This is a genomic window from Formosa algae (genome assembly GCF_001439665.1).
Classification (GTDB): Bacteria; Bacteroidota; Bacteroidia; order Flavobacteriales; family Flavobacteriaceae; genus Formosa; species Formosa algae.
This window is the reverse complement of record NZ_LMAK01000078.1, coordinates 198,813-210,315: the sequence shown is the minus strand read 5'-3', so window position 1 is coordinate 210,315 and position 11,503 is coordinate 198,813. Positions and strand designations below refer to the sequence as shown.

The following is an 11,503-nucleotide window of genomic DNA, read 5'->3' as shown; positions in this document are numbered from 1 at the left end:
ATAGCCAATCAAACTGCCAATCTTCAAACTCGTGGTAATGTCTGTCTCGCATATCCGTTTTACTTCTATAGGCTTCTGCAAACCATAATTTAAGCGGGACACTTGCAACAAGTTTGTCTGCTTTAATATCTTTTAAAACGGTAAAAGGAGATAAGAGGTGCTCGAATATTTCAAAAGCGGTTACCACATTGGCATCCGAATGTAGCAGGGCAGTGGTGTCTAAATCTAGATCTTCACCAGAGGTGTTTTGAACTTGAAATCCGTGGTCTTCCATAACTTGTGTAAATGGATTTACCACACCTAAATCTAAAATTTTAGAATCTTTAGTAACGTGTTGTTCTAAGAATTCAATAGTATTTTTATAGCGCTTATGCGGAAAGTGACTTTCGTACATGGTATTCTATTTCCGCATAAGCGGTACTTTTAATATTTGTATACAATGGCGTTAATATGCATTCCTGCACCAACGCTTGCAAATATAATAACATCGCCTGTGTTAAGGCTATGATTTTCTAATTTATTATGTCTTACCACATCTAGTAAAGTAGGTACTGTGGCTACAGAACTATTTCCTAGATTTCCAATAGTCATTGGCATGATGTGTTCAGGAATTTTAGTTTTGTATTGACGGTAAAAACGTTTTAGAATTGCATCGTCCATTTTTTCATTGGCTTGATGTATAAATACTTTTTTTACATCGGCTATACCTACTCCGCTAGCATCTAAACAGGCTTTCATTGCAGCAGGGACGTGAGTTAATGCGAATTCATAAATTTTACGACCATCCATTTTAATGTACATGGTGTCGTCTTTCAAGTCTTTATTAAATGACGGGCCATACGATAAATGAAAAGCATCACTGTAGGTATAACTTTCTGTGATGTGTGATAAGATTCCTCCTTCTTCAGTTGTGTCTTCTAATACACATGCCCCAGCGCCATCAGAAAAAATCATGGCATCGCGATCGTGTTTGTCTACAACTCTAGAAAGCGTCTCCGAACCAATTACCAAACAACGTTTAGCGATTCCTGCTTTAATAAAAGCTTGTGCTTGAATAACACCTTCTATCCAACCTGGACAGCCAAACAATAAATCGTAAGCAATACATTTAGGATTTTTAATACGAAGTTTGTGTTTAACGCGAACGGCTAAACTAGGAAGCATGTCACTTTGTGTGGTTCCGGATTTAATGTCTCCAAAATTGTGAGCGAAAATAATATAATCTAAAGTTTCCGGATCTATGTTTGCATTCGCTATTGCTTTTTCTGCGGCTAAAAAACCAATGTCTGAAGATGTGAATTCGTCCTTTGCATAACGACGTTCAGATATGCCAGTTATAGATTTAAATTTTTCAATTATGACAGTATTGTCATTTTCGAAGTTAGTTCCATCATTATTCAGGAACGAATGATTGATGAAATCGTCGTTTTTTTGAACAATAGAAGGTATGTAACTTCCTGTTCCTGTGATTTTTATGCTCATTAAAAAAAAATTGCCTTTACAGCTTGTTTTGTCTCTATGAAGATACTCACAATTACTATAAAGGCAATGCTTATTTAGGTGTAATTTACGATGTTCAAATCGCTATTTTATTACATATAATCTTCAATTGGTGCACATGTACAGATTAAATTTCTATCTCCAAAAGCATCATCTACACGACGTACTGTTGGCCAAAATTTATTGTCGCGTACATACTCTAATGGGAAGGCTGCTGTTTCTCTAGAATATGGAAAATCCCATGTGCTAGCTGTTAGCATATCCATAGTGTGTGGTGCATTTTTTAACACGTTATTAGGCTCGTCTTTAGAAGCCGAATCTATTTCTTTTTTAATTGAAATAAGCGCATCACAAAAACGATCCATTTCTTGCTTACTTTCACTTTCTGTAGGTTCAATCATTAAAGTTCCTGCTACAGGGAAAGATACTGTTGGAGCATGAAAACCGTAATCCATTAAACGCTTAGCGATATCTGTAACTTCTATACCGTGTTCTTTAAATGGTCTACAATCCACAATCATTTCATGTGCTGCACGTCCGCATTCTCCAGAATATAAGGTGTCAAACTGACCTTGTAAACGATTCTTAATATAGTTTGCATTTAGTATTGCTGCTTTTGTAGAATCTTCTAATCCTTTAGTTCCTAGCATTTTTATATATCCGTAAGATATTAAACATACTAAAGACGATCCGAAAGGTGCTGCAGAAATTGCTTTTATAGCATGTTCTCCGCCTGTTTTAATAACTGGGTTTCCAGGTAAAAATGGAACCAATTGTTTTGCAACACAAATTGGACCTACACCAGGACCACCACCACCATGAGGAATAGCAAAGGTTTTATGTAGATTTAAGTGACAAACGTCTGCTCCAATATTTCCAGGATTTGTTAATCCAACTTGAGCATTCATGTTGGCACCATCCATATATACTTGTCCGCCGTTATCGTGAATAATTTGTGTGATTTCTTTTATAGCAGATTCGTACACACCATGCGTAGATGGGTAAGTTACCATTAAACATGATAAATTGTCTTTATGTAATTCTGCTTTTTCTCGTAAATCGTCTACATCTATATTTCCTTCTGCAGTCGACTTTGTAACCACCACTTTCATTCCAGCCATAACAGCACTTGCAGGATTAGTTCCGTGTGCCGATGATGGAATTAAACAAATATTTCTGTGCGTGTCTCTGCGAGATTCATGATATGCTTTAATAACCATTAAGCCAGCATATTCTCCTTGAGCTCCAGAATTAGGTTGTAAAGAGGTTGCAGCAAAACCAGTAATTTCTGTTAACTGATCTTCTAAAGCTTTTAGCATGGTTTGGTAACCTTGTACTTGATCTATTGGAGCGAATGGGTGAATGCTTCCCCAATTTGCCCAACTTAACGGTAGCATTTCTGAAGCCGCATTTAATTTCATGGTACAAGATCCTAAAGAAATCATAGAGTGATTTAACGATAAATCTTTACGCTCAAGTTTCTTAATGTAGCGCATTAATTCTGTTTCGGAATGATGAGCATTAAAAACGTCTGTAGTTAAGAACTCAGATTTACGTTGTAAACTTTCGTGTATGTTATTAGCTCCTATTATGGTTTCAATAGGTGCAGCATCTGCTTTTATAACTTCAGCAAATACGCTTACTATAGCATTTAAATCTGAAATAGAAGTCGTTTCGTTAATAGAGATAGAAACGGCATCGGCATGCGGATAAAAGAAGTTAATTTCTTTAGCTTCAGCAATTGCCTTTATTTTTTCTGCATCTGCTTCAATATTTAAAGTATCGAAGAAAGTGCCGTTCTTTTGTTTAAAACCGATAGTTTTTAGAGCTTCTGATAATGCTGATGCTTTATCGTGAACAGCATTAGCAATAAATTCTAAGCCTTTTGGACCGTGATATACGGCATACATTCCAGCCATCACTGCTAATAAAACTTGAGCAGTACAAATGTTAGAAGTTGCTTTATCTCTTTTTATATGTTGCTCACGGGTTTGTAACGCCATACGTAACGCACGGTTACCATTCATATCTTTAGTAACACCAATAATACGACCAGGAAGATCACGTTTGTAAGCTTCTTTAGTTGCAAAATAGGCTGCATGTGGTCCTCCATATCCCATAGGGACACCAAAGCGTTGTGTTGTACCAACCACAACATCTGCTCCGAATTTACCTGGAGCTTCAAGTTTTACTAAACTTAAAATATCTGCAGCTACCGCCACTTTAATATTCGCAGCGTTAGCACGTTCTATAAATGTTTTAATATCGCTAATTAATCCGTCTTTACCAGGATATTGTAGTATGGCTCCAAAGAAATCTGAATTATAATCGAAAGTAGTTTCGTCTCCAATAACCAATTCTATTCCAATAGGATTTGAACGGCTTTGTAATAATGCTAAGGTTTGAGGTAAAACAGACTCTGAAACAAAAAACTTATTTACACCATTTTTTTTCTGAGCACGATCGCGAACCGAAAATAGTAAACTCATAGCTTCTGCAGCAGCAGTACTTTCGTCTAATAAAGACGCATTCGCAATTTCCATTCCCGTAAGATCTGTAATCATGGTTTGGAAATTTAATAGAGCTTCTAAGCGCCCTTGAGCAATTTCTGCTTGATATGGTGTGTATGCTGTATACCAACCTGGATTTTCTAAAATGTTACGTTGAATAACAGCAGGTAAAATGGTTGGATGGTAGCCTAAACCAATATAGGATTTGAATAATTTATTTTGATTTGATAACTCATGAATGTGAGTTAAGTACTCGTGCTCGCTCATTGGAGCGTCTAAGTTAAGAGGCTTTTTTAAACGGATACCATCAGGAAGCGTCTCGTATATAAGTTGATCTAGACTATCTACGCCTATGGTGTTTAACATTTGTTTTTGGTCCGCTTCTCTAGGACCAATATGACGCAATGAGAAAGCATTTGTATTCATAAATTATAATTGTGTTTTGCGCCGCAAAAATACATAATTTACTAGGTACTGTTGGTACGATTTTTCAAAGATTTTTGTTAAAGATGGTCGTTAATAATAGTTTATTTATTTTAGCGAAATGATAATGTTGAAAAAGCTCTTTAAATTTTACCTCAATGCCAGTATTCATGTCTCGTTATCTGTCTTTTCTTTGGCAGCGATAACCTTAATGAAATACGGATTACCTACCGATGTAAATATGTTGTGCTTTATATTTTTTGCTTCTATTGTAGGGTATAATTTTGTCAAGTATTTTGGTTTGGCAAAAATGCATCGCAGATCAATGGCAAGTTGGTTACGAGTTATAGAGTTGTTTACATTATTATGCTTTCTGTTTATGTGCTATTTTGTGTTTAAACTAGAGTTAAATACAGTGTTAATTATAAGTGGTTTTGGAGCAGTGACTTTTATGTATGCCATTCCGTTTTTGCCAAAACGATTTTTTGTAGACAAGCATCAGAACTTGAGAAGTATAAGCGGATTGAAAGTGTATTTAATAGGTTTAGTTTGGGCTGGGGTAACTGTATTTCTACCTTTAGTTAACGAGCATTATGCGTTTGATGACGATGTGCTTTTAACCTTTATACAACGCTTTGTATTTATAATAGCATTAATGTTGCCTTTTGAACTTCGAGATTTAAAATACGATAGTTTAAAGCTTGGGACTATACCTCAGAAAATAGGGGTAAATCGGACTAAAATGTTAGGTATTGTATTGGGGTTAATATTTTTCTCTTTGGAATTTTTAAAGACCCATTTAATAGGGCATTACGTTTTAGTTCAGTTTATTATTACAATTATATTGCTTTTGAGTATAATTTTTTCAAGAAAGGAACAAAGTGATGTATATACTGCGTTTTGGGTGGAAGGAATTCCTCTAGTTTGGTTAGGGTTAGAATTGTTTTTTAACGATTAAAGCTTTTGGTTTTTTAATTCCTGCTCTAAACATTTTTTCATTTCAGATTTTGTTTTACTATCTAAACACACAATTTTAGACTGCTTTATAGCTTCAGTCAATTTATGATTATCTGCGGAATGTTTTTTGCATAAACCACAAAATAAAATATGTGTTCTAAACTTTAAACGTTCCCAAAATGTAGATTCGTTGTATTGTGCCTTATCACAAATATGTGAGGCTTCTTCGCAAGACATAAATAATTTATTCATAATTAATACCAGTTTTTTTCTAGACAGCTTGAAAGGGCTGTTCGCGCTCTATGTATAATAACCCATAGATTAGACGCTGTAATATTTAATTCATTACAAATTATTTCTGTGTCGAAATTTTCAATGGTCTTCATTTTAAAAACTTGAGCTTGCTTTTGGGGTAACTTATCTAAACAGTTGTAAATGGCAACACTAAGTTCTGTATTTTCTAAGGTGTCTTCTGCATTTTTGTAAGACTTATCTTCTACACGTTCTTCTAGCCATTCTCCCTCTCCGTCACTATCGGTAGAGTAGGACATGCGGACTTCTGCTTTTCCTTTTTTAGAATTTATTTTACGGTAATAATCAATTATTTTTCGTTTTAAAATAGAAATTAACCAAGTGCGTTCACTAGCTTCTCCTTTAAAGTTTTTCATTGATTTTAAACCGGCAAAAAAAGTGTCTTGAACTAAATCTTTAGCAATTTCGGAATCGCTAACTCTAGAAATGGTGTAATTATATAGGTAGTCAGAATAAGAGTCTATCCATTTGGTTGCATCGATTTTATGTTCAGGCATATAACAAGTTGTCAGTTAGTTTTCAAAAATAGCAAAACTATTTTAGAATTAAAGGTGAGTTTTTGTAAGCTTTAACATTTTAAAAAAAGTTCATAGTCATTTAGACTATGAACTTTTCAAAATTATTTTATTAGTCCAGCGCGTCTTAACAAGGCTTCTGGCTGAGGTTCTTGTCCTCTAAAACGCTTATACAACGTCATAGGATCTACTGTTCCTCCTTGAGATAATATGTTATCTTTAAATTTTGTTGCCACTTCTTTGTTAAAAATTCCAGCGTCTTTAAAATACTCAAAAGCATCTGCATCTAATACTTCTGCCCATTTATAACTGTAATATCCAGAAGAATATCCGCCTTGAAAGATATGAGAAAAAGAGGTGCTCATGCAGTTTTCTGCTACATCTGGGTACAATTTAGTGTTTTCGAAAGCTTCAGATTCATGTGCTTTTACACTGCTAATTGCTGAAGGATCTATACCATGCCAATTCATATCTAGTAAACCAAAACTAATTTGGCGTAAGGTTTGCATACCTTCGTTAAATGCTGCAGAATCTTTTATTTTAGTAACCAACTCCATTGGGATTACCTCTCCAGTTTCGTAATGCGTTGCAAACAATTCTAAAGCTTCTTTTTCGTAGCACCAGTTTTCCATGACTTGACTAGGTAATTCTACAAAATCCCAAAACACACTTGTTCCGGATAAACTAGGGTAAGTGGTGTTGGCTAGCATGCCGTGTAAGGCATGACCAAATTCATGAAATAATGTAGTGACTTCGTTAAATGTTAATAAAGACGGTTTGCTTTTTGTTGGTTTTGTGAAATTACACACTATAGATATATGTGGTCTTTCGTTAGTTTTGTCTTTAACAAATTGCGATTTATACGAAGTCATCCAAGCGCCATTTCGTTTACCGGCTCTCGGAAAGAAATCGGCATAAAATACAGAGACTAAATCACCTGCTTCATTTGTAACTTTATAGGTTAATACGTCTTCATGATACTTATCTATGGTATCAATCTCTTCAAAATGTAAACCGTATAATTTTTTAGCAATGTTAAACGCCCCATTAATTACGTGTTCTAATTTAAAATAGGGTTTTAATTTTTCATCGTCTAAATCGAATAATTTTTGTTTTAATTTTTCTGCATAATAAGAAGCATCCCATTTTTCTAGACGCTCAATTCCATCTAATGCTTTTGCAAAATCTTCAAGAGACTTAAATTCTTCTTGGGCAGCAGGTTTTGCTTTCTCTAAAAGTTCGTTTAAAAAATGAGATACCGTTTCAGGTGTTTTTGCCATGCGTTCTTCAAGAACAAAATGAGCATGTGTTTTATAGCCTAATAAATTTGCACGCTGAAACCGTTTTTTTACAATGTTTAGAACAATGTCTTGGTTGTCTAATTCGTTATTATGAAAGCCTTTTTTACCAAAAGCAATGGCCAGTTTCTTTCTCAGTTCGCGATTATCTGCATAAGTCATAAACGGAATATAACTCGGATAATCTAAAGTGATTAACCATCCGTCTTTATCTTTAGATTCTGCTAATTGCTTTGCAGCTTCTTTAGCGCCATCTGGTAAGCCACTTAAATCTGCTTCGTTAGTAATGTGCATTTCAAATGCATTGGTCTCTGCTAAAACATGTTCTCCAAAGGTTAAGCTTAATTTACTTAGATCTTTATCTATGTTACGAAGTGTCTCCTTTTTGCCTTCAACTAAATTTGCACCATTTCTAGAAAAGCTTTTGTAAGACTTGTCTAATAGCATGATTTGCTCAGGATTCAAATTTAAGTCGGCCTTGTTGTTATATACGGCTTTAACACGTTCAAAAAGAGCCTCGTTTAAAGTGATATCATTTCCAAATTCTGAAAGTAGAGGAGAAACCTCTTGTGCTATTTTCTGAATGGCATCATTAGTTTCTGCAGAATTTAAATTGAAAAAGATATTTGTAACACGATCTAATTGTTGTCCAGAAAACTCTAAAGCTTCAATTGTATTTTCAAATGTTGGAGGTTCAGGATTAGAGGTTATGTTGTCAATTTCTGTTTTAGTCTCTTCAATTAATGTGGTAATTGCAGGTAAATAGTCTTCATTTTTTATTGCGGAAAATGGAGCTGTATTGTATGTTGTTTGAAATGGATGTAATAGAATATTCATTTTTTGTTCGATTTTATCTAAATAAATGTTAAAAAATGTTTTTAAATACTTTTAAAATTAAGAATTATTATATCTTTGCAAGGATTTTTTTCATAAAAGAGCTGGTTACTCTGAAAAAATTTATTGATTAATAGCGAAAAAAAGCCTCGATAATTCGAGGCTTTTTTGTGTTTATAAGGTTTTGGCTGTTTCTATAACAGCTTGTTTTAAACTTTCTTTATAATGTACTATTTTGTCTAGGACTTTAGGGTCTGAACTTCCTATAATTTGGGCTGCTAAAATTCCTGCATTTTTAGCGCCATTAAGCGCTACTGTTGCTACAGGAACACCTCCTGGCATTTGTAAAATGGATAAAACAGAATCCCAACCATCTATAGAATTACTACTTTTTACAGGAACTCCAATAATAGGTAAAGGAGATAAAGAGGCTACCATTCCTGGTAAATGGGCAGCACCACCTGCACCAGCAATTATAACTTGTATGCCACGTGTATGAGCATTTTTGCCATAATCGAATAGTTTTTCTGGAGTACGGTGTGCAGATACAATATCTACTTCTACATCTATGTTAAATTCTTTTAATATATCTATTGCATCTTGCATAACAGGAAGATCACTTTTACTTCCCATAATAACGCCAACTTTACTCATAATATGTATGTTTTCTTTATTGTTATTGCTTTTTTATTCTGTAATGACTTGAATACTGTTTTTTACTTGCTCTGCAATGCTGCGCGCTGTAGCAATGTTTTCATTTACAATAGTAACATGTCCCATCTTTCTAAATGGGCGTGTTTGTTTTTTACCATAAATGTGTGGCGTAACGCCGTCCATAGCCATAATAGTTTCAATATTCTTATAAACAACATCGCCAGTGTGCCCTTCTGCACCAACTAAATTTACCATTATACCATTTAACTTATTAGCAGTGTTTCCTAAAGGTAAATCTAATATGGCTCTTAAATGTTGTTCGAATTGAGAAGTAAAACTTGCTTCTATAGTTTGATGCCCCGAATTGTGTGGTCTTGGTGCAACTTCATTTACAATAATTTCATCGTTCTTCGTCTGAAACATTTCTACGGCCAACAATCCAACATGATTAAAAGCTTGAGCCACTTTTAATGCTACATTGGTTGCTTTTTTAGCTACTTCTGGAGCTATTCTTGCAGGACAAATAACGTACTCTACTTGGTTGGCTTCTGGATGAAATTCCATTTCTACCACTGGATAGGTTTTAATTTCGCCAGATACATTTCGAGATACTATAACTGCCAATTCGTTTTTAAACGGAATTAATTGTTCTGCAATACACTCTACATTAGGCAAATTTTCAAGATCTTTTAACTCGCGTACAATTTTAACTCCTGTACCATCGTAGCCAAATTGCGCACATTTCCATACAAAAGGTAAATCTAAACCACCGTTAGAAATGGCATCTTCAATTTCTACCGTATAAGCAAAACGAGAAAATGGTGCTGTTGGTAAATTATGGTCTACATAAAATAATTTTTGAGCCGCCTTGTTTTGAATCGTTCTTAAGGTTTTTGAAGAAGGGTATACTTTTACACCGGCTTTTTCTAAATCTTCAAGTGCATTTACATTTACATTTTCAATTTCAATAGTTAAAACGTCTACTTGTTTTCCAAAATTTAAAACGGTATCGTAATCCATTAAATCACCTAAATGAAACTCATTACTACCTACCTTACAAGGTGCTTCTTCACTAGGATCTAAGACACAGGTATAAATGTCGAATTTACGGGTTTCGGTAAGTAGCATCTTACCCAATTGGCCGCCGCCTAATATTCCTAATTTAAAATTTGATGAAAAATAATTCATTATATAACAGTTTTACTCGTGTTTTAGACGTCACAAAAATACATTTTAATATGAAATTAATTCTAAATTTAAGGAATCAATACCATGAAACCTTTTTCTAAATTAGATTATAGGTCTCATTTGATTATCTTTGCCAAGAATTAACAAAAAACAGGTTATTTTATGATTAAGCTTCACGACAAATTTTTTAAGCCATTTATTACGGCGAAACAAATAGATGATGCCATAACAAGAATGGCAGAACAAATCGCTGTGGATTTTGCAGATGAAGTTCCTGTTTTTATTGGGGTTTTAAACGGATCGTTTATGGTTGTAAGCGATTTTGTGAAAAAATACCCAAAACCATGCGAAGTGACTTTTATTAAGTTGGCGTCTTATGAAGGTGTAAAATCTACAGAAGACATTCAGCGTTTAATTGGGCTAACTCAAGATTTATCTGGACGATCTGTAGTGATCTTAGAAGATATTATTGATACTGGAGGAACATTAGCCGAAATTCACCGCATTTTTAAAAATGAAAATGTTAAATCATTGACTATTGCAACCTTGTTTTATAAACCAACCGCTTATAAAAAGGATTTTAAACTTCATTATGTTGGAATAGAAATTCCAGATAAATTTATAGTGGGTTATGGTTTAGATTACGACGGATTGGGTCGAAATTTACCAGAAGTATATCAAATTAAAACAACTCAACATATGACAAATTTAGTTCTATTCGGACCTCCAGGTGCAGGGAAAGGAACACAAGCCAATTTCTTAAAAGAAAAATACGATTTAGTACATATTTCTACCGGAGATGTATTTCGTTACAATATAAAGAATGAAACCGCTTTAGGCATGTTAGCCAAATCTTATATGGATAAAGGGGAATTAGTTCCAGATCAGGTAACTATTGAAATGTTGAGTGCAGAAGTTGAAAAAAATGCAGGTGCTAACGGATTTATTTTCGATGGTTTTCCGCGTACAAGTGCACAAGCAGCAGCCTTACAAGAGTTAATGCATAGTAAAGATTCTGAAATTAATGCTATGATTGCATTAGAAGTAGAAGACAGTATTTTAATAGAACGTTTATTAGAACGTGGAAAAACAAGTGGTCGTTCTGATGATGCAGATGAGTCTATAATCTCAAATCGTATTAAAGAGTATTACTCTAAAACAGCCATATTAAAAGATTATTACTCAGAACAAGATCGCTACTTTGGTGTAGATGGTGTAGGTTCTGTAGAAGAGATTACAGAGCGTTTAAGTACAGTTATAGACGCACTATAAGTAATCAATTATTATTTATAACATTTTAAAGACTTTATTA

General features: G+C 34.2%; 10 protein-coding genes. 2 read left to right on the top strand and 8 right to left on the bottom strand.

Annotation, left to right across the window (positions count from 1 at the left end; genetic code table 11):
* The 3 genes from AST99_RS17640 to gcvP all read right to left on the bottom strand — a co-directional run.
* On the bottom strand, nucleotides 1-394 hold a 394-nt coding region (locus AST99_RS17640; protein WP_057784041.1), incomplete at its 3' end, for a class I SAM-dependent methyltransferase.
* 29 nt (nucleotides 395-423) lie between these two features.
* Nucleotides 424-1,482: a 3-oxoacyl-ACP synthase III family protein gene (locus AST99_RS17635; protein ID WP_057784039.1), complete on the bottom strand. Its 1,059-nt coding sequence runs from the start codon at nucleotides 1,480-1,482 to the stop codon at nucleotides 424-426.
* Between the two features lie 110 nt (nucleotides 1,483-1,592).
* Nucleotides 1,593-4,436, bottom strand: a complete 2,844-nt coding sequence (gene gcvP, locus AST99_RS17630; protein WP_057784038.1) for an aminomethyl-transferring glycine dehydrogenase — start codon at nucleotides 4,434-4,436, stop codon at nucleotides 1,593-1,595.
* 208 nt (nucleotides 4,437-4,644) lie between these two features.
* On the opposite strand from gcvP, the gene AST99_RS17625 reads away from it, so the two are divergent.
* Nucleotides 4,645-5,391 carry a hypothetical protein gene (locus tag AST99_RS17625; protein ID WP_232301646.1) on the top strand — a complete coding sequence of 249 codons (747 nt, stop codon included), beginning with the start codon at nucleotides 4,645-4,647 and terminating at the stop codon, nucleotides 5,389-5,391.
* Here the strand turns inward: AST99_RS17625 and AST99_RS17620 are convergent.
* From AST99_RS17620 to AST99_RS17600, 5 genes are all read right to left on the bottom strand, one after another.
* Nucleotides 5,388-5,642: a hypothetical protein gene (locus AST99_RS17620; RefSeq protein WP_057784035.1), complete on the bottom strand. Its 255-nt coding sequence runs from the start codon at nucleotides 5,640-5,642 to the stop codon at nucleotides 5,388-5,390. The genes AST99_RS17625 and AST99_RS17620 overlap by 4 nt on opposite strands.
* 2 nt (nucleotides 5,643-5,644) lie before the next feature.
* Nucleotides 5,645-6,199, bottom strand: coding sequence for a sigma-70 family RNA polymerase sigma factor (locus tag AST99_RS17615; protein ID WP_057784033.1), 555 nt, complete (start codon nucleotides 6,197-6,199; stop codon nucleotides 5,645-5,647).
* Between the two features lie 122 nt (nucleotides 6,200-6,321).
* The gene (locus AST99_RS17610; RefSeq protein ID WP_057784031.1) at nucleotides 6,322-8,352 is read right to left on the bottom strand and encodes a M3 family metallopeptidase; all 2,031 of its coding nucleotides are present in this window, start codon (nucleotides 8,350-8,352) and stop codon (nucleotides 6,322-6,324) included.
* Between the two features lie 171 nt (nucleotides 8,353-8,523).
* Entirely contained in the window at nucleotides 8,524-9,003 is a 480-nt protein-coding gene (gene purE, locus AST99_RS17605; protein WP_057784029.1) for a 5-(carboxyamino)imidazole ribonucleotide mutase, read from the bottom strand.
* Between the two features lie 33 nt (nucleotides 9,004-9,036).
* Entirely contained in the window at nucleotides 9,037-10,191 is a 1,155-nt protein-coding gene (locus AST99_RS17600; protein WP_057784027.1) for a 5-(carboxyamino)imidazole ribonucleotide synthase, read from the bottom strand.
* A gap of 162 nt (nucleotides 10,192-10,353) precedes the next feature.
* Here AST99_RS17600 and AST99_RS18515 point away from each other — a divergent pair, with 162 nt between their 5' ends.
* Nucleotides 10,354-11,463, top strand: a complete 1,110-nt coding sequence (locus AST99_RS18515; protein ID WP_083495725.1) for an adenylate kinase — start codon at nucleotides 10,354-10,356, stop codon at nucleotides 11,461-11,463.
* Nucleotides 11,464-11,503: the final 40 nt, after the last annotated feature.